This is a genomic window from uncultured Campylobacter sp., from assembly GCF_937959485.1.
Lineage (GTDB): Bacteria > Campylobacterota > Campylobacteria > Campylobacterales > Campylobacteraceae > Campylobacter_B.
Genome location: NZ_CALGPY010000012.1, coordinates 110,900 through 129,749, shown reverse-complemented (window position 1 = coordinate 129,749; position 18,850 = coordinate 110,900). Strand labels below are relative to the sequence as shown.

Genomic DNA, 18,850 nt, shown 5'->3' with positions numbered 1-18,850 from the left:
GTCTTAATAACTCACGCCGCTAAGATACAGCCCGTTTGGCGGAAAGGGGATTCTGCTAAGCGCTCGCGAGAAGCTGATCTTGCGCCCGCTCTGCACGGATTTTAGGGCGTTTGCGACCATCAGCCGCACCTGCGCTCGCAAAAATCCGTTGGCTTTAAAATTTATCAAGGTCAAATTTCTAAAAGAGTAGGCACGCGCGACGTAGAGCTCGCGTATGGGACTTTTTATATCGCTACCGCTTTTCATAAACTCGCTAAAATCGTGCTCGCCGATAAAATTTGCAAGCGCAGCATTGAGCGCGGCAAGATCTACGCGCGGATAAAACACGCAGAAATCGCTAAGAAAGGGGTTTGGACGTCCATGGTTTAAAACGTAGCGATAGGAGCGCGCCACGGCGTCGTAACGCGGATGAAAATCGCGCGGTACCGAGCTGATGTGACGTACAAAAATATAGGGTGCGCAGTGGCGGTTTATGAGCTCTTTTAGACGCGGCAGCTCCCAGTGCACGGTGCATTCGACGCAGCTTACCTGGCGCAGCGCGTGCACCCCTTTATCTGTGCGCGAGCTGCTAATTAGCGGCGCAAAGATCCCCACGCGCCCCAAAGCCGCGCGTAGCACGTTCTCGACGCCGCGCCCGTGAGGCTGAGACTGCGAGCCGCTAAATTTCGAGCCGTCATAGGAATAGATGAGCTTGAGCTTTACGCGCTCGGAGTTTGCGCTCGCTGCAAAGTCGCTTGTAGGCGCGCTTTCAATAATATTTTTGAGTTCGGACGCGCTTGCGAGGGTGTTTGCGGAAATGCCCGCTTTGTAGGCGGTATCTGCTTTGAGAGAGTCTGCGGCGCGGGCGTCTGTGGGACTTGTGCAAATCTCTTCTATGCTTGCCGCACAAATATCCGAAGCCGCGGTATCGGCGGAATTTTTACGGGCGGAATTTAAATTTTCCCCGCGCGCGGTCTTTTTGGTGTGAACGGCGTCCAAATTCCGCTCGGCGCTTTCGTGATTCAAATCGCAAGCAGGTGCAGTATAGATAGCCGTATCTGCGAGAGCGGAATTTTTAAAATTTGAAATTTTATCGTTTAATATCAAAGCCTGCTCGCCGTTTCGCGCTTCATGCTTTAAATTTACGCCACGCAAAATTTCAGACGCGTTAGGCTTGCTCGCCAAAATTTTATCCGCTAAATTTCGAGCGGACGAGCTTTTGTTTAAAATTTCGCCGCCGCAAAGCTCGGAGTCTTTTTCAGTATCTCGGGGCAATTTTGATCCTGTAGTAAAGCAGCGAGCCGATAAGCGTAACGCCGAATGTCACTGGAAGCGCGATGCTCGGATGTTTGGAGAGCAGCATGATCAGCGCGAAGTAGCTAAAAAGCACGCCGAAGATCCCCGCGTAAACGAAGCCCTTTTCGTAGCGATAGGTCACGATGCCGAGGCTTAGCGCAAACAGGAAGCTCGCCAGCGGAAAGAGCGAGACGAGGGTGTAGATGCTAAATTCCTTCCTGCGCTTCTCGCTGCCGCTCATATCGCTCCAGTATCCGATCACGCCGCCTCCGCCGCGGATATTGCGGTCGCTTTGCGTGCGCAGGGTTAGGCTTTCAAACTCGCTTACGTGCCACTGCTCGCCGCTCATCGTGTAAATTTTACCGTCGTGCAGCATCGCAGAAAAGCTCGCGTTTTCGTTTTTAAACTCGCCGCTGCGCGCTACGATCATCCGCTCGTGATCCTGCGATCCACCTGGATTATACAGCACCAGATCCTTATACAGCGTGCTTGTGCCGTTGTTTTCCTGCGAATCGATAAAAACGAGCCAGTCTGAGAATTTCTGCCCGAATTCGTTGGATTTGATATTTAGCGTCGCGCTAATTTTTTTGTAATCGATGAAATTGTCCTTTAAATTTTCGGCTATCGGCATCATAAAAAGCGATACGAAAAGTAGCGCTAAAGAACACAGCGCGGCGCTTATGCCGAAAAACAGCGCGATCTTGCGCGTGGCGTAGCCGATAGTAAATATGACGATGGTTTCGTTCTCTTTAGATAGCCTAAAAAGCGAGATGCTAAGCGCTACGAAAAATGCGATCGGCACCGTAAATATGAGGATGCGCGGCAGCATGAAAAGATAGAGCTTTACTAGCTCTGAAAAATTTATCTCGATAAACGACGTAATGCGCGCGATCTGAAGGAAAAATACGATCGACATTATGATAAAAAGCGTGCTAAAAAGCGACGCGAACGAGCTAACGAAATTGCTAAATAAATAGCGCTGCACCCTATCCATAAATGACGTCCAAGAGCCTTAAAATTTGATTTTTGAAGATAAAGGTAAGAAGCAGCCCCATCGATAAAAAGGGCACGAAAGGTAGTTCGTAGCCTTTTTTATGCGCGATGAGATACGCAGGCAGTGTCAAAATCGCGCCGATGTAGATCGAGATGCCGCCCAGCTTCCAGCCCAAAATCGCCCCCATAACGCCTGCGATAAAAATATCCGCGCTTCCCATCGCTTCGCGCTTTAGCACGAAGGTGACGATGAGGCGCAGCACGAAAAATATCGCCGCGTATCCCGCCGCCGCGCCCACGCCGCTGAGATTAAAATCATACATCAGCGTGTAAGCAAGCGAAAGCGCCGTAACTACGTAAAGAAGGCTCTCGGGTACGGCTTTATACTCAAAATCGATCGCCGAAAGCGCCATAAGTAAGATAAAGCAAAGCCCAAGCACCGCGGCTTTTGCAAGATCGGGCTCGCCGAAATACGCCGCAAGCGCAAGCGCGCCGCCTAAAAGCTCGACGATCGGGTAGCGGATCGAAATTTTGGTTTTGCAAAAGGCGCATTTGCCGCCCAAAAAGAGCCACGAAAGCAGCGGAATGTTGTGGTAAAATTTTAAAGCGTGAGAGCACTTTGGGCAGTGCGATGCGGGGAAATTTATGCTCTGTCCGCGCGGCAAGCGGTAGATCAGGACGTTGCAAAACGAGCCTACGCAGGTGCCGAATACCGCAAAAATCACGCCGTAAACGATATTTAAATCCATCTTTTTCCTTTGGAGCTTTAACTTTTTAAAATTTAATCAAACGCTTTATGGTAGCGAGAAATTTCTTAGTTTTCATTGATTTTTTGCCTCTTATAAGGGAAAAATTTTACGAAAATCGCCGCCGTACCTACGCAAAATAAAATGGCTATGAGCCCCGCGATGAGCGGCTCGCCCCATGCCTCATATAATCCGCCGAAAATCAAAAATCCCGCCACCAGTATCACGGCGTCCAAAAGATCGAAGTTCAAAGTATCTACGATCCACAAAAACATAATATATGCGCCTATCCCGCTGCCTGCGGATGCCAAAATCCCCATTTTATCGGGGATGAAAGCAAATGCTAGCACGAAAAACACAAGCAGGCAAACGTGGATCGCCAGTATAAATTTCTTAGGTTTTTTATATACGTTGCCGCATCTTGGGCATCTTAGAGTTTTCATCGACTTTTTGGTAAGCTTTTTGCCGCTCATAGCCCTCCTTGTCGGTTTTAGCGTGAACGCGCCGCGATTTTAAAATTCCTGCCGCGTAAATTTACCGCGCCGCGCAACACAGCTCGCGCTAGAGGTTTAAATTTAAGCGGGCGAAATTTTAAAACTTCTATAGCGCCGCGCGCCTACGTAGTTAAAATTTTAAATTTTACGGCGCTGCAAATTAAAATCCTAAAATTTCAAGGTGTCACGAGCGCCCTCGGATTAAATTTTAAAATTTACTGCGTCGCAGGCGGTTCTGCAAATTAAAATTTTAAAATTTAAAGCGACCGTCAGAGCGACCGCGACGCAGCTCAAAGACCGCCGAAGCGGCGCTGTTTGCGGCGGAAATCATCCACTATGCGCGCAAGCTCCTCGCGCGTGAAATCCGGCCACAGCGTCGGCGTAAACGCAAGCTCGGCGTAGCTTGCCTGCCAGAGCAAGAAATTAGATAGCCGCTGCTCGCCGCCCGTGCGCACCAGCAGATCCACGTCGCCGCTGTGCGCAGTATCCAGATGCGCGCCGATACCCGCTTCGCTTAGTCGCTCGCCGCTTGCAAGCAGCCGCTCGCAAGCCCGCACGATCTCGTCGCGAGAGCCGTAATTGATCGCTAGGTTAAAATTTAGCGCTCGCTCGTTTTGAGTTAAATTTGAAAGATATTCGATCTCGCTTCGCAGATCGCCGCTAAAAGCTGATATGTCGCCGATCGGATAGAATTTTATTCCGTTTTGGATAAATTTTTCGCGGCGTGAAATTAGGAATTTTTGAAGCAGTTTCATCAAAAATTCCACTTCGCTTTTCGGGCGCTTCCAATTTTCGGTGCTAAAAGCGTAGAGCGTGAGGTTTGCGATGCCTTCATCGATACAAAACTCGCAGATCTGCTCCACGACCTCCGCGCCTGCTTCGTGCCCGCCGGTGCGCAGCAGACCGCGCTTTTTCGCCCAGCGCCCGTTGCCGTCCATCACAAGGGCGAGATGATTTAGGCTATTCACGGATCAGATTTTTTTCAGCTCAGCTGCGATTTTTAGGGCGACTTCGTCCTTCGGCGCGGTGTCGATTACGACCTGATCGTTTTTCGTGATAAAGGTGACCTTAAGGACGTCGCCGCCGAGCCTAACGATGTCGTCGAGCACGTTTAGACATACGGCGTCGAGATGCTTTTCATTAAGCATGCGTTTGGCCTCGCCGACGGCATTTTCGCGATCGGTTTCGAGTTTAAAGCCCACCTTTTTGATATTTCCGCGCACGGAGCTTAAGATATCCTCGTTTTCGCCTAGGCGTAAATTCCAAATTTCGCCGATCTCCGCTTTTTTCACCTTGTCTTTGTAGCGCACCTTCGGCGAGTAGTCGCTTACAGCAGCGGCCATTATCAAATATGCGCCGTCCGGGAATTTTGTGCTGTCAAGCGCCGATTTTAGTCCGATAGTACTTTCAAATTTAACGAGCTTGTACGGTAAATTTTCATATTCGTTGCTAGAGATCAGCGTTACGTCCGCGCCCAGATAAAACAGCGCGTCGGCAATCGCTTTGGAGGTTTTGCCGCTAGAGAAATTCGTAATACCACGCACGCTGTCGATCTTTTCGATCGTCGCACCTCCGGTGATGATGACGGTTTTATCCTCCCAAAATTTATCGTTGTAAAGCGCGCGCTTTAGCGTCTGCATGATCGCCTCGGTGCTCGCTAATCCGCCCTTACCGGTATCGCCGCAAGCTAGAGTTTTTTCTATCGGATCCACAAAATACGCATTGACGCTCGCTTTTAGCATATCGATGCAGTTTTTTGTGATGTTGTTTTCAAGTAGCGCGGGATTTGCGGCCGGCGCGATAACCACCTTGGCGTGGGCGAAAGCCGCGTTTAGCACCTCTAAAAATACGTTGTCGCAGACGCCCCACGCGAGCTTGTTTATCGTATTTGCCGTCGCAGGCGCGATCAAAACTAAATCCACCTTGGAATAAGCGATGTGGTTGACGCCCGCCTGCCAGTTTTCATTGGCTTTACAAAGCACGGGGTGATCGCACAGCGCCTCGAATGCTTTGTAGCTGACAAATTCCTGCACGCCGTCGCTAAGCGCGACATAGACGTCGAAATTCGACTTTTTCAGAGCGGATAAAATTTCAAACGCTTTGTAAAAACTGATACTCCCGCAAACCGCGAGTAAAACCTTTTTCTTATTCATCTTCGCTCCTAAAAAATTTATGGAAAAACCCATCTTTGTTGATTTGTTTGCTTCGGCTGATCGCCAGCGCGCCGCTTGGAACGTCGCTCGTAACCGTCGTGCCCGCGGCGATTATGACGTCGTCAGCCACCCGCACGGGCGCTACTAGCTGCGTGTCCGAGCCGATAAAGACGTTTTTGCCGATTATCGTTTTGTATTTTTTCTTGCCGTCGTAGTTGCACGTAATCGTGCCGCAGCCGATATTGCTGCCCTCATCGATCTCGCAATCTCCGAGGTAGCTTAAATGCCCCGCCTTGATCTTGTTTACTTTCGCGTTTTTAAGCTCGACGAAATTTCCGATATGAGTACCAATAACTTCGCATTTTGGGCGCAGATGCGCCATCGGACCGATGTCGGAGTTTTTTACGACGCTATCTTCGATGACGCAGTCGCTTTTGATGAGCGAGCTTTCGATCACGCAAGGACCGATGATGCTTACGTTTTCTTGCAGCTCGCACTCGCCGATAAATTTCGCCCTGCCATCGATGTAGATGCTTTGCGGTAGGCGCATCAAAACGCCTTGTTTCATCAAATTTTCTTTGATCTCGTTTTGCATTAAATTTTCGGCGATGCTAAGGGCGAGCTTATCGTTTATGCCCATGAAGCTTTGCTCGTCCACCCACACGGCGGCGCATTTTAAGCCCATATCTTTGGCGATTTTGATCGCATCCGTGAGGTAGTATTCTTTTTGCGCGTTATCCGGTTTGATCTGCGGTAGGATTTGTTTTAACGCGTCGCTTTTGAAGCAGTAGCAGCCGGCGTTTGCGTCTTTTACCGCCTTCTCCTCTTCGCTTGCGTCCTTTTGCTCGACGATCTTTAAAATTTCGCCGCCGCGAGTAATTACGCGGCCGTATCCGAAAGGATCGCGCGCGCTAAAAACGCTTAGATTTACTTCCGCGTCCCCCTCGCAGAGCTTGCGAAGTTCGGCGCTTTTTATCAAAGGCATATCGCCGCAGATTATGAGCGTTTTGGCTCCGCTGATTTCGACCTCTTTTAGTCCGCCTGCAGTGCCGGGGAAATGCTCGTGGTCTTGTTTATAAATTTTAGCGTTTGGGAAGTGCGCTAGAACCGCGCTTTTAACCTCGTCGAATTGATAGTGTAAAATCACGCTCACATCGTTTGAAATTTCGTAAGCTTTCTTTAAGATGTGGATTATCATCGGCTCGCCGCAAAGCTCGAAAAGAACCTTGGCTTTTTGCGACTTCATCCGAGTGCCGAGTCCTGCGGCAAGAACTATAACCGAAATGTCGTTCATTTTTACCCTTAAATTTTCAAAAATTGGATAATTTTAACACATTTAAAATAAATAAAAACCTAAATTTATGCCGCGCGGACGAAATTTAAATCCCAAATTTAACTAAAATTTTATAAAATGTCCGCTCAAATTTTAAAGCTTAGGCGGACGTTTTGAAAAAACTGATTTTGGTTACTTGTATTTGGGCTTTTAGCTTCTCTCTGATAGGCGAGTTTTTGCGCGGCATAGACAGCGCGTATTTGGCGTTTTCGCGCGTATCATTGGCGCTAATTTGCTTTTTGCCGTTTATGAAATTTCGCGGCGTAAATCCAGCCTTGGCGCTTAAAATTTGCGCCGTGGGCGCCGTGCAGATCGGCGTGATGTATATCTTCTACTACCGCAGCTTTGCGTATTTGAAGGTCTATGAAGTGGCGCTTTTTACGATATTTACTCCGTTTTACGTGACGCTGCTTTACGACGCGCTTAAGCTTAGATTTCGCGCGCTATATCTTTTTAGCGTTGCAGTCGCGGTGCTAGGTGCCTTGGTGATAAAATTCGGCGCGATAAACTCTGAGTTTTTGACGGGTTTCTTTCTCGTACAAGGCGCAAATTTATGCTTCGGGCTCGGGCAGAGCGCGTATAAATTTATGCTGGAGCGCCACGGCTTTAGCGAGCAGAAGGAGCTTTTCGGCTACTTTTTCGTGGGGGCTACCGCGGTTACGGCGATTGCTGCGATCGTGCTCGGGGATTTTTCTAAATTTAATCCCAGCTTCTCGCAAGGTGCGGTGATTGTGTATCTGGGTACGGTAGCCAGCGCTTTAGGGTATTTTTTGTGGAACAAAGGCGCGTGCGAGGTCGATAGCGGCGTGCTTGCGATTATGAATAACGCGCTCATTCCCGCAGCGATCGTCGTAAATTTGGTATTTTGGCAAAAAGATGCCGATCTGGCGCGCCTACTTGCGGGCTCGGCGTTGATTTATGTTTCGCTAATTTTACATAAAAAGATTATGAAATTTTACGCCGTGCGCGAGCAAAGAATTTAGTATTTAACTAAAATTTTATATTTTTACATTAGAATTAGCCCCTATTTTATTTGAAGTTGGCAAAATGAAAAAAACCTTGAAATTTATCGGCTCTATCGTACTTATCTTTATTGCGATATATTTTTTATACGGTAAATTTTTTAAGCAAGAAGAGGCACCGAAAGCTCTTACGACTAGACTTGAAAAGGGCGATATCAGAGGCACGGTGACGGCTGCCGGAGAGGTTTACGCCAGGGATTTAGTCGATGTGGGTGCGCAGGTAAGCGGTCAGATCAAAAAGCTCTACGTCAAAGTGGGCGATAAGGTTCAAAAGGGTGATATGATAGCGCAGATCGACTCAGTCACTCAAGAAAACGAGATTGCGCAGCAAAAGGCACAGCTTCTGATCCACGAGGCAAATTTGGCTTCGGCAAAGATCGCCGCGGCAAATGCTAAAACGCAGTATAATCGCGAGCTTGAGCTGTATAAAAGAAACGCCGCTTCCAAAGAGGCTGTGGAAAACGCCAAAAATAGCGCCGCTTTAAAAGAGGCCGAGCAGAAGCAGATCGAGGCGCAGATCGAGCAGACCAAACTTCAGCTAAGCACCGCAGAGACGAATTTCGGCTACACCAAGATCACGGCTCCGATAAGCGGCACGATCGTTTCCATGCCGGTAGAGGAGGGCAAGACGGTAAATTCCAACCAAACTACGCCTACGATCGTAAAGATCGCCGATCTAAGCAAAATGGAGATCAAGATGCAAATCGCAGAGGGCGATATATCCAAAGTCAAAGTCGGAATGGACGTAGAATACTCCATACTATCGGATCTGGATAATATCAAAAAAGCTAAAATTTACAAGATCGATCCCGGTCTTACCACGCTTAGCGACGGAACTTACGATAAAACTTCCAGCGGCTCTTCATCCTCCAGTAGCAGCGACAGCGCGATCTATTTTTACGCAAAGATGCTCGTGGATAACGAAAATGATTTTTTAAAGATCGGAATGACGACCGAAAACAACATAATCGTAAGCGAAGCGAACAATACGAGCTACCTACCTACCTCCGTCATTAAGCGCGACAGGGGAGGCGATTACGTCACGGTGCTTAACGGCAAAGAGCCTGAGCAGCGATACGTAAAAACGGGCGTCAGCGACGATTTGAATACTGAAATTTTAAGCGGTTTGGATGAAAAAGATGAGGTGCTTATCGCCGACGGAAAAGCCGCGCCGTTAAATATGGACGGGCCTCCGATGGTGTTTTAGTTAAAATTTTATGGTGTAAAGATGCTAGAGCTTAAAGATATAAACAAAAAATTCATTCTCGGCGATAACGAAATCCACGTCCTAAAGGACGTAAGCTTAAATATCGAAGCGGGCGAGTTTATATCGATAATCGGGCAATCCGGAAGCGGAAAATCCACGCTGATGAACATAATCGGCTGCATTGATACGCCAAGTAGTGGAAGCTATAAGATCGAAGGTTGCGAAACCGCGAATTTAAGTGGCGACGAGCTTGCGGCGCTTAGAAGCAAAAAATTCGGCTTCGTCTTTCAAAAATACAATCTCATCGCCACGATGGATGCTACCGCAAACGTCTCGCTGCCTGCGGTGTATGCGGGCGTAGGGGCGAGCGAACGGACGAAACGGGCGGTGGAGCTTTTGGATAAGCTGGAGCTTGGCGATCGCATTAAAAATTTACCGAGCAAGCTTAGCGGCGGACAGCAGCAGCGAGTAAGTATCGCCCGCGCTCTGATAAATGGCGGCGAAGTGATTTTGGCCGACGAGCCCACCGGCGCGCTTGATAGTAAAAGCGGTGAGACGGTGATGCAAATTTTAACGGCGCTGCACAAAGAGGGCCACACCATCATCATAGTTACGCATGATGCGCATATCGCGGAATTTGCGGATCGTATCATCGAGATAAAAGACGGCAGAATTTTAAGCGATAAAAGAAAGGCTGGGCGAGTTTTTGAGCGCAAAAAAGAGCAGATTAAAACGAAAAATTCCTTTATGTTCAGCAAAGATCAACTGATCGAGAGCTTTAAAATGTCGATTAGCGCGATATTTTCGCATAAATTAAGATCAATTTTGACGATGCTTGGTATCATCATCGGCATCGCCTCGGTTATCTGCGTAGTAGCTCTCGGTAAGGGTTCGGAGGAGAAAATTTTATCCGAGATCCGTAAAATTGGCACTAATACGATCGATATCTATCCCGGTAAAAATTTCGGCGACGTGCGAGCGGGCTTTGTGAGCACCCTTACGATAAGCGATTCTAAAGTTTTGGCGCGCCAGCCCTACGTCGATTATGCCACACCAAATGCTTCTGCAAGCGGTACGGCAACCTATGCGAATTTAAGCTCCAAGGCTCAACTGCGCGGCGGCGGCGTGAATTCTTTGGCGGTTAATGGCATAGATATAGAAGATGGCAGAAATTTTAGCGACGATGATATTAAAAATTCTGCCTCTGTCGCGATTATTGATCCAAACACTAAAAAAACATTTTTTAAAAACACCGATCCTATCGGCAAGACGATTTTATTTTCGGGTAAGCCGCTTAAGATCATAGGAGTTTCGGGCAAGGATAAAAACGCCTTCGGAAGCAACGAAAATTTAAGAATTTACGCGCCGTACTCAACCGTGATGAATAAAATCACGGGCAATCGAAAAATCAGCTCTATCACCATCAAAATAAAAGACGATGTCAATACCCAAGTGGCCGAAGAGAGCCTAACTCAGCTACTTATCCAAAGACACGGCTCGCGGGATTTTCATACGATGAACGCAGATACTATCAAACAAACAATACAAAGCACTACCGGCACGATGACGATTCTGATCTCATCAATAGCAGTGATCTCGCTCGTCGTCGGCGGCATCGGCGTGATGAATATCATGCTCGTAAGCGTTACCGAGCGCACGCGCGAGATCGGCATCAGGATGGCGATCGGCGCGAAGCAATCCAACATCTTGCAGCAATTTTTGATAGAGGCGATCTTGCTTTGCTCGCTGGGCGGAGCTTTAGGAATTTTAATTGCTTTGGCGCTTGGATTTGCGTTTAATACCATAAGCCCGGATTTTGCGATGAAATTTACTACCGCACCTTTCGTGATCGCCTTTGCGGCGTCATCCGCGATCGGTATAGTTTTCGGCTATCTGCCGGCAAGAAACGCCAGCAGATTAAATCCGATAGATGCTTTAGCACAAGAATAAACAAGGAGAGAAAATGATAAATTCCAAAGTAATTTTAAGCGGCGTTTTAGCTGTTTTTATCGGCGGTTGCGCCTCAAATCAAAGTGAGGTAGAATTTAAGCCTGTAGAGCATTTTAAGGACGAAAATGCAAGCTATGAAATCGATACGCTGTGGTATAAAAAATATGGCGAATCGTACCTAAATAAGCTTGTAGATCAAGCTCTTGCGAATAACTACGATCTAAAAACGGCGGCTTTAAACGTTGAGAGTGCTTATGCAAATTTAGGGCTAAGCAGGGCTGATCTTTTTCCTACGCTAAGTAGCTCGTGGAGTGCGGGCGCTAATCGCGACATAAGCACCGGCTCGAATTGGAACAAAACCTATAGCTCTGGTTTTAACGTAAGCTATGAGCTTGACCTTTTCGGCAAGATCCGCTCGGCGGTAAATGCCGAGGGCTGGAACGCCAAAGCTAGTGAGTTTGACCTTGAAAATACTCGCCTGACTCTTATAAATTCCGTCGTAAGCGGGTACTTCGAGATGCTTTATCTAAACGATTCGCTAAAATGGACAAAACAGAATTTAAGCGATTACCGCGAGATCGAAAAAATAATCAAGGCAAAATATGATTACGGCAAGTCCGAGCAGCTCGATTACAGGCAGATTCAAAATTCTATCCTAGGGCTTGAAAACAAGGTCTTAAGCATTCAAAAAAATATCGAGGATAATCATAAATATATGAGAAATCTCATCTCCTCCAGCTTGCAGTTTGATGATAACACCGATTCGATAAATTCCATAGAATTTCAAGGCGTTGATCTAAATGTGCCTTACACGGCGCTTGCTAACCGTCCCGACATTAGAGCTGCGATCGCTAGGTTAAATTCCAGCTTTTACGACGAACAGACCGCTAAGTTAAATTTCTTTCCTAGCGTAAATTTAGGCGCAGGGCTTACTAACGGGCAAGGCGTGAGCGCTAACGATAGTTTCAAGCTAAATTTTTTAAGCGGCAACGTAAGCATAAGTCTGCCATTTTTGGATTATGCGAGGGTTGAAAATCGCCTTAAAATTTCGGAGATCGCTTTTCGCAAAAACGTCGTAAATTACGAACAGACGCTCTCTAACGCTACTAATGAGGTGCTAAATTTATATAGAATTTACCAGATCAATCTGGCTAGCCTTAAAAATTTAAGCGCTGCTTACGATGAAAAGGCGCGCATTGCCGATCTTTACGCTGCGAAATACGAAGCAGGTTCAAGCGAGCTAAAGGATATGCTAGAAGCCCGCACTGACGCCGTAAATGCTAAGATAAACGAGCTAAATCAAAGATATTTGACGCTACAAAATGAGGCGGCGATCTATCGCGCGATGGCAGGTAAATTTAAACGCAAATGAAAAAGGCTTTGATATTTTGGCTGCTTTGTGGCGCGATATTTGCTGATTCTATGGTACTAAGTGCGCAAGATGGTGCAGTAAGCCTTAGCGCCAGCGCTTACGTTGCGAACGATAAACAATCAGAATTTGAGAAAAACCATAGTGAAATTCTGCTAAATCGTCAAAAAAATGAACTAGATAGGCAAAGCCTGCAAAATAATTTGCAACGTGAATCAAAAGGCGTAGGCGATCACGATGATTTTTCGATCAAAAAACAGCCGATGCAAGACATCAAGGAGAGAAACAATAGAAATGAACAGGACTTAAAACTGCGCCGTAAAAAGCTGCAAGGCGACGCTTATCGGCGCTAGGGCTGCTTTTGTTTATCGGTTTTTAAGTAAAGTTTCTATAAAATCTCCGCTTTACATTTTCTTTAAGGAACAGTTATGAAAAGAACGTACCAACCCCACAATACCCCTAAAAAGCGTACTCACGGCTTTCGCGTCCGCATGAAAACAAAAAACGGCCGCAGAGTTTTAAGTGCAAGACGTGCTAAAGGCAGAAGAAGATTGGCTGCGTAGGCGAATTTGCTGCGATAAGCGATAGCAGGGTTTTTTCGGAGGTTTATAAAAGTGCGGCGAAGTGGCATTGCGAATGCGCTGTTGTGTATTTTTTGGCTAGCGAACAGCGTAAATTTAGCGCAGTCGCCAGTAAAAAAATAGGCAATTCAGTTACGCGAAATTACGCTAAAAGACGTTTGCGCGCAGCGTTTTATAATCAAAAAGACGCCATTGTTAGCGGAATTTTTATATTAATCGCAAAAAAGCAGATCATAGATATGAGCTTTGAAGACATCGAGCGAAATTTAAAATGGGCGTTTAAAAAGATCGGCGCAGTAAAATGAAGAGATTTTTTATAGTCGCAATCGGGTTTTATCGAAAATTTATTTCGCCTTTGCTACCGCGCTGTTGCCGTTATTATCCGAGCTGTTCGGAATACGCGCTTTATGAGTTTAAGTTTAACGGCGTCTTTGGCGCACTCTGCGCTGTAACGGCTAGAATTTTAAGATGCAATCCGCTCTTTAGCGGTGGCATAGATTATCCGATAATCGCGCGAAATTTCAAATTTTGCGTATTTTCTAAAATCCGCAGCAGCAATGCCTCTGTGGATAAATTTAAGCTTTGGTTTATACCATATAAAAAAAATAGATATTACGTCATACGACTAGGAGAAAATAGTGCTAGATAAACTTCCTCAATCAAAGCGCCTTGCTATCGCGATAGCAACTGCGCTCATATTTTTTGTAGCTTACGATCATTTTTATTTATCAAAAATTCGCGCTGCAATGGAGGCAAATGCAACCGCGGCGCAAATCGCGCAAAAAAATGCCGCCAAGTCCGCTCCGCAAACTTCCGCCGCTGGCGTGAGCGCGCAGGGAGCAAATTTAAATACCGCAAATTCCATCTCTGCACCGTTAGTACGCGTAGTCGGAAAAGAAGCAAATTTTACGATCGACGGACTCGGTCGCATAAGCTCGTATGTGCTAAACGATGCGAAATTCCATGATGAAAACGGCGATGCGATAAATTTGATCGATCCTAAATCGCATTCTAAACCGCTTGAGATGCGCTTTGAGGACGCGGCGTTGAATACGATGGCTTTCGATACTCCTTACAGCGCTTCATCTGGCGAGCTGGACGTACGAAACGGAGAGGCTAGTGTTACATTAAGTCAAAGTTTAGGCGCCGTTAGCATAAATAAAATTCTTACCTTTTATCCAGATGGTAGTTATAAATTGGATCTGAAGTTAAGCGGCAATGCGCATTATTTTATCAGCCCCGGCTCGCGTCCGAACGTAGAAGTAGATAGCTATACGGTTCACGGCGTCATCGTAGGAAAACCTGGCGAAGCTGGAATTTCAGATAAAATCGCTTCATTTTTTACAGGCTCGCAGGCTATAAGCGAAAGCGTAGAAATTTTTAAAGATGGTGATGTGGATAAAAACGAGCGAATAAGTGGCGCAAATATCGCTGCGAGCTCCGATCGCTATTATACGACGCTATTTTATGGCAACAATATGGATGTGACCGTGACCGACGCGGATAAAATTTCGCAAGTTTTTATAGGCTCAGACGGCGATCTTAGTCTTACGGGCTATATCGGCGCGAAAGATCACGCAACGCTAAGCTCGATAAATCCTGCTCTTACGCACATTATCGAATACGGCTGGTTTACCTTCATCGCCCGCCCGATGTTTAAATTTCTAAACTGGTTGCACGGCTATATCGGTAACTGGGGCTGGTCGATCGTCGTGCTTACGCTCATCATCCGCCTAATCTTATTCCCGCTAAGCTACAAGGGAATGCTATCGATGAATAAGCTAAAAGATCTGGCGCCTAAGATGAAGGAGCTTCAGGAAAAATATAAGGACGATAAGCAAAAGCTGCAGATGCATATGATGGATCTGTATAAGAAAAACGGCGCCAACCCAATGGGTGGCTGCTTGCCGATCCTGCTTCAGATACCCGTATTTCTTGCGATCTATCGCGTGCTACTTAACGCGATCGAGCTAAAGGGCGCGGAATGGGCGCTTTGGATCCACGATCTGTCGCTTAAAGATCCATATTACATCCTGCCGATTACGATGGGAATTTTGATGTTTTTGCAGCAAAAGATCACGCCGACTACATTTACCGATCCGATGCAAGAGAAGATGATGAAATTCTTGCCTCTTATTTTTACGGTATTTTTCGTAATGTTTCCTGCGGGTCTTACGTTATACTGGACGGTAAATAATTTCTGCTCCATTATCCAGCAATACGTCATTAATAAAGCCTTTGCTAGGCATAAACAAGCTCAAATAGCGGAGAAAAAATCATGATAATTGAAGCAGAAAATTTAAAAGACGCATATAATAAAGCAGCAGCTGAGCTGGGATGCTCAGTAACGCAGCTTAACGTGCGCGTGCTGCAGCATCCAAGCGGTGGATTTTTGGGCTTTTTTAAAAAAAATGCCGTAATAGAAGCGGTTTTGGAGGGGGAAAAATTTAGCGAAAATCCGGAATTTAGCGCCTCTCAAAACAAAACCGGCAAAGCAGAAAAAAAGCAGGGCGACAAATCAGAGTCTCAAAGTCCGCGCACCACGCATTCTAAACATCGCAAAGAAAAGCAAAAGGGCGTTGTGACGGATGAAATTCTATCCGATATCAAAGAGAAGCTATCTGCACTTTTCAGATCAAGTGAGTTTAATATCGAAGTTAGCGATGTTAGCAAAATCGACGAAGATACCGTTTATATCAAGCTGCAAGGCGAGGATAGCGCGCTGCTTATCGGCAAAGAAGGACACCGCTACAAGGCACTTTCGTATATGATTTACAACTGGATCAGCATCAGATATGATCTTGCTGTGGTTTTTGAAATCGCGGAATTTTTACAAAATCAAGAACGATTTATCGAGTCTTACGTAAATGCGCTCGTAGAGCGCTCTGGAAATGAGCGTATCGTCACGAAAGCTTTTGACGGCGCATTTATCAAAATCGTAGCCGACAAGCTAAAACAAGCATATCCAGATCGTTTCGTAGGCATCAAATCCACGCGTAGCGGCAAAATCGTCATCGTAGACGAAAAAAGCTAATCGTGAGCGAGACTATCGCCGCTATCGCTACGGCTCACGGCATCGGCGGAATTTGCATAATTAGAATTTCAGGCGAGGAAGCGCTATCTATCGCTCTAAGCCTTTCACGTCGCAGTTCTTTGCGACCTCGCTATGCTACGCTTGTAAATCTTTTTGACGCGAGTGGCGAAGCGTTCGGCGAGGCGATTTTGATATATTTTAAAGCTCCGCATAGCTTTACCGGCGAGGATGTCATAGAAGTGCAAACTCACGGCGGCTTTACGGCTTCATCCTTGGCATTAGATGCCGTGCTAGCTCTGGGTGCGCGCATAGCAAATCCGGGCGAGTTCAGTAAGCGAGCGTTTTTAAACGGTAAAATGGATCTTAGTAAAGCCGAAGCCATAAGCGATCTGATTAATTCTCGCTCACAAAGTGCGGCTAAAATTTTAGCTAGAAACCTGCGCGGCGAGCTGGCAGACTTCGTCGCAAATCTGCGCGCAGCTCTGGTTAAGACGCTAGCTTTTGTCGAGGTTTGCATCGACTACGCGGAGGATGATCTGCCTTCTGATGTGCTGCAAAACTCGCAAGAAATGCTTAGCCAAAATATCGCTTCGCTAGAAAAAATCACTCACATCAGCCGCAGTCGCAAAGGGCTAATCGAGGGCTTTAAGGTGGCGATCGTAGGCAGGCCCAACGTCGGCAAATCAAGTATACTAAACGCGCTTTTAAATTTCGAGCGCGCCATCGTGAGCGACGAAGCGGGCACTACGCGCGATCTCATCGAAGAAAGCTTGCAAATAGGTACTCATCTAATCCGTATAGTCGATACCGCAGGTATCAGACACAGCGGCTCAAAGCTCGAAAGTATCGGCATTTCATATTCGCTTCGCGCTGCAAGCGAGGCAGACGTGATTTTGGCGGTGTTTGACGCAAGTCGCGAATGGGATGCTGAGGACGCGCAGATCCTAAAAATATTGCGCGAACAAAAAGACAAAAAAATCATCTACGTTTTAAATAAATGTGACCTGCCGCGTAAATTTCATCCTAGCGCGGAGGATCTTGACGAGGATTTAGAGGCTTTTTCTGCAGAGAATTTCGCAGCCGAAAATCCCATATCAGAGAATTTCACAGCCGAAAATTTAAAGCAAAGTCGGACCTGCGATGTTTTTTTAAATTCCTGCGCGCAGAATTTAAAAGCTAAAAATTTAAAGCGTGACTTAAGCGCGCAAAATTCTACTTCCACAAATTCCGCGCCTACAAGCCAAATAGCCCTTGCGAATTCCATAAATCTGATGGAACAGAATTCCACTGCAAAAGCCGGGCTAGCGTCGCCAAATACCGAGCGCACTACTGCAAGCTGTGCTGCGGAGAATTTCACGCAGGATGATTCCAAACAAAATTCTGCAAATTCCATCGCGCCTAATAGCTCTGCAATAAATTCCGCTAAGCAAAATACCCAAGCAAATTCCATTTTTACGCCACTTGAAATTTCTGCAAATGAGGGCGTAGATAAAATTTTAACCGCACTTGAGAGCTACTTAAATTCTCAAAATTTTGATGGTCTTATGCTAAGCAATGAGCGGCAAATTCTATCTTGCGAGAGCGCGCTTGCGGCTCTTAAAAATGCAAGCGAGCGCCTAGCTTGCGGCGAGCTTGAGCTTTTTGCATTTGAGATAAATCGCGCGATTGAGGCGATTGCACGTATTTCGCGTCCATTTGAGCGAGATGAAATTTTAGACGAAATGTTTAGCAATTTTTGCCTCGGCAAATAGCGTTTTAGCTACTAATTAGCCAAAATTCAATATAATCTCGCATTTAAAACGAGGTCTTTATGAAGGAAAAAATCCAATATTTTTTGGCGCTGGGTTTGATAAAATTTGCAAAATTCGCGCCGAAAAGCTTCATATTCGCATTTTTCGACAAGCTCGCACTTTTTGCATCGTGGAAGCTTAGTAGGCGCGTTAAAGTTGCGCAGGATAACCTTCGCGCCGCCTATCCGCAAAAAAGCGAAAGTGAGCTTCACGCTCTTGCGATCGAGAATTTTCGCAGTATCGCTAGGACGCTTACCGACACGCTTTTATTTTACAATGGTAGACTAAAATTTGATGATCTGATTTCAAACGGCGAGCAGGTGCTAGAGCGCGTCCGAGAGCTAAAAGGTGATAATCCGCACGGGATTTTATTTTTTACTGCGCATTTTGGAAATTGGGAAATTCTAGCTAATTTTTTCGGCGCCAATGGCTTTCCCGTCTCGGTAGTCGGGCGTCGCAGCGATAATGAGTTGATCGAGGAGCGGCTAGTGGCGCCGTTTCGCGAGCGCTACGGCAACGACCTCATTTACAAGGACGATGCGATGCGCAGGCTCGTGCAGGCGCTAAAGCAGGGGCGCAACGTAGGCATTTTGCCCGATCAAAAGCCAGGTCCTAAAAACAGCCTGATTACGACCTTTTTTGGACGACAGTGCTACACCACGAAGACTATCGCGTCGCTTTATTTGAAATTTCGCCCCGTGCTGATACCCATTTTTGCGCGCCGCGGAGAGGATGATCGCTACGAGATCGTGATCAAGGATTTCCCGCCGCTACCTGAGGGGTTAGATAAGGACGAGGCCGAGTTATTTATCACGCAAAAGTGCAACGACATTTTCGAAGAAGTCGTGCGAACCGCGCCGCAGCAGTGGTTTTGGATACATAAACGATGGAAGATGGACTAGC

At 46.6% G+C, this 18,850-nt stretch carries 19 protein-coding genes; 12 read left to right on the top strand and 7 right to left on the bottom strand.

Annotated elements, in window-relative coordinates; all coding sequences use genetic code 11:
• Nucleotides 1-3 precede the first annotated feature (3 nt).
• From truA to glmU, 7 genes are all read right to left on the bottom strand, one after another.
• Nucleotides 4-753, bottom strand: coding sequence for a tRNA pseudouridine(38-40) synthase TruA (gene truA / locus Q0380_RS10510; protein ID WP_366806677.1), 750 nt, complete (start codon nucleotides 751-753; stop codon nucleotides 4-6).
• A 484-nt stretch (nucleotides 754-1,237) separates the two neighbouring features.
• Nucleotides 1,238-2,269 (bottom strand): LptF/LptG family permease, encoded by a 1,032-nt coding sequence (locus tag Q0380_RS08065; RefSeq protein ID WP_298962418.1) that lies wholly within the window; start codon nucleotides 2,267-2,269, stop codon nucleotides 1,238-1,240.
• Nucleotides 2,262-3,017, bottom strand: a complete 756-nt coding sequence (locus tag Q0380_RS08060) for an A24 family peptidase (protein ID WP_298962416.1) — start codon at nucleotides 3,015-3,017, stop codon at nucleotides 2,262-2,264. Before Q0380_RS08060 ends, Q0380_RS08065 begins: the two co-directional genes overlap by 8 nt.
• Before the next feature lie 65 nt (nucleotides 3,018-3,082).
• Nucleotides 3,083-3,487 carry a hypothetical protein gene (locus tag Q0380_RS08055; RefSeq protein ID WP_298962414.1) on the bottom strand — a complete coding sequence of 135 codons (405 nt, stop codon included), beginning with the start codon at nucleotides 3,485-3,487 and terminating at the stop codon, nucleotides 3,083-3,085.
• 311 nt (nucleotides 3,488-3,798) lie between these two features.
• Complete coding sequence (gene uppS / locus Q0380_RS08050; RefSeq protein ID WP_298962413.1) at nucleotides 3,799-4,476, bottom strand: polyprenyl diphosphate synthase; 678 nt, start codon at nucleotides 4,474-4,476, stop codon at nucleotides 3,799-3,801.
• Nucleotides 4,477-4,479: 3 nt separating this feature from the next.
• Complete coding sequence (coaBC, locus tag Q0380_RS08045) at nucleotides 4,480-5,661, bottom strand: bifunctional phosphopantothenoylcysteine decarboxylase/phosphopantothenate--cysteine ligase CoaBC (protein ID WP_298962411.1); 1,182 nt, start codon at nucleotides 5,659-5,661, stop codon at nucleotides 4,480-4,482.
• Nucleotides 5,654-6,955, bottom strand: a complete 1,302-nt coding sequence (gene glmU, locus Q0380_RS08040; protein WP_298962409.1) for a bifunctional UDP-N-acetylglucosamine diphosphorylase/glucosamine-1-phosphate N-acetyltransferase GlmU — start codon at nucleotides 6,953-6,955, stop codon at nucleotides 5,654-5,656. Before glmU ends, coaBC begins: the two co-directional genes overlap by 8 nt.
• A 152-nt stretch (nucleotides 6,956-7,107) precedes the next feature.
• On the opposite strand from glmU, the gene Q0380_RS08035 reads away from it, so the two are divergent.
• The 12 genes from Q0380_RS08035 to Q0380_RS07980 all read left to right on the top strand — a co-directional run bounded on the left by Q0380_RS08035 (nucleotide 7,108) and on the right by Q0380_RS07980 (nucleotide 18,849).
• Nucleotides 7,108-7,977 (top strand): EamA family transporter, encoded by an 870-nt coding sequence (locus Q0380_RS08035; RefSeq protein ID WP_298962408.1) that lies wholly within the window; start codon nucleotides 7,108-7,110, stop codon nucleotides 7,975-7,977.
• A 64-nt stretch (nucleotides 7,978-8,041) separates the two neighbouring features.
• On the top strand, nucleotides 8,042-9,223 hold the full coding sequence (locus tag Q0380_RS08030) for an efflux RND transporter periplasmic adaptor subunit (protein ID WP_298962403.1): 1,182 nt from the start codon (nucleotides 8,042-8,044) through the stop codon (nucleotides 9,221-9,223).
• Nucleotides 9,224-9,244: 21 nt separating this feature from the next.
• Nucleotides 9,245-11,173 (top strand): MacB family efflux pump subunit, encoded by a 1,929-nt coding sequence (locus Q0380_RS08025; protein WP_298962401.1) that lies wholly within the window; start codon nucleotides 9,245-9,247, stop codon nucleotides 11,171-11,173.
• A gap of 13 nt (nucleotides 11,174-11,186) precedes the next feature.
• Entirely contained in the window at nucleotides 11,187-12,545 is a 1,359-nt protein-coding gene (locus Q0380_RS08020) for an efflux transporter outer membrane subunit (protein WP_005873225.1), read from the top strand.
• A complete protein-coding gene (locus Q0380_RS08015; RefSeq protein WP_298962399.1) occupies nucleotides 12,542-12,895 on the top strand; it encodes a hypothetical protein in 354 nt (117 codons plus the stop codon). The genes Q0380_RS08020 and Q0380_RS08015 overlap by 4 nt, the downstream gene beginning before the upstream one ends.
• 75 nt (nucleotides 12,896-12,970) lie before the next feature.
• On the top strand, nucleotides 12,971-13,105 hold the full coding sequence (gene rpmH / locus Q0380_RS08010; RefSeq protein WP_005873223.1) for a 50S ribosomal protein L34: 135 nt from the start codon (nucleotides 12,971-12,973) through the stop codon (nucleotides 13,103-13,105).
• Nucleotides 13,093-13,428, top strand: coding sequence for a ribonuclease P protein component (gene rnpA, locus Q0380_RS08005; protein ID WP_366517542.1), 336 nt, complete (start codon nucleotides 13,093-13,095; stop codon nucleotides 13,426-13,428). The genes rpmH and rnpA overlap by 13 nt, the downstream gene beginning before the upstream one ends.
• On the top strand, nucleotides 13,425-13,772 hold the full coding sequence (gene yidD, locus Q0380_RS08000; RefSeq protein ID WP_298962397.1) for a membrane protein insertion efficiency factor YidD: 348 nt from the start codon (nucleotides 13,425-13,427) through the stop codon (nucleotides 13,770-13,772). Before rnpA ends, yidD begins: the two co-directional genes overlap by 4 nt.
• Entirely contained in the window at nucleotides 13,762-15,405 is a 1,644-nt protein-coding gene (yidC, locus tag Q0380_RS07995; protein WP_298962395.1) for a membrane protein insertase YidC, read from the top strand. Before yidD ends, yidC begins: the two co-directional genes overlap by 11 nt.
• A complete protein-coding gene (locus Q0380_RS07990; RefSeq protein WP_298962393.1) occupies nucleotides 15,402-16,157 on the top strand; it encodes a Jag N-terminal domain-containing protein in 756 nt (251 codons plus the stop codon). Before yidC ends, Q0380_RS07990 begins: the two co-directional genes overlap by 4 nt.
• 2 nt (nucleotides 16,158-16,159) lie before the next feature.
• Complete coding sequence (gene mnmE, locus Q0380_RS07985) at nucleotides 16,160-17,908, top strand: tRNA uridine-5-carboxymethylaminomethyl(34) synthesis GTPase MnmE (RefSeq protein ID WP_298962391.1); 1,749 nt, start codon at nucleotides 16,160-16,162, stop codon at nucleotides 17,906-17,908.
• Nucleotides 17,909-17,967: 59 nt separating this feature from the next.
• Nucleotides 17,968-18,849, top strand: coding sequence for a lysophospholipid acyltransferase family protein (locus Q0380_RS07980; protein WP_298962389.1), 882 nt, complete (start codon nucleotides 17,968-17,970; stop codon nucleotides 18,847-18,849).
• Nucleotide 18,850 lies beyond the last annotated feature (1 nt).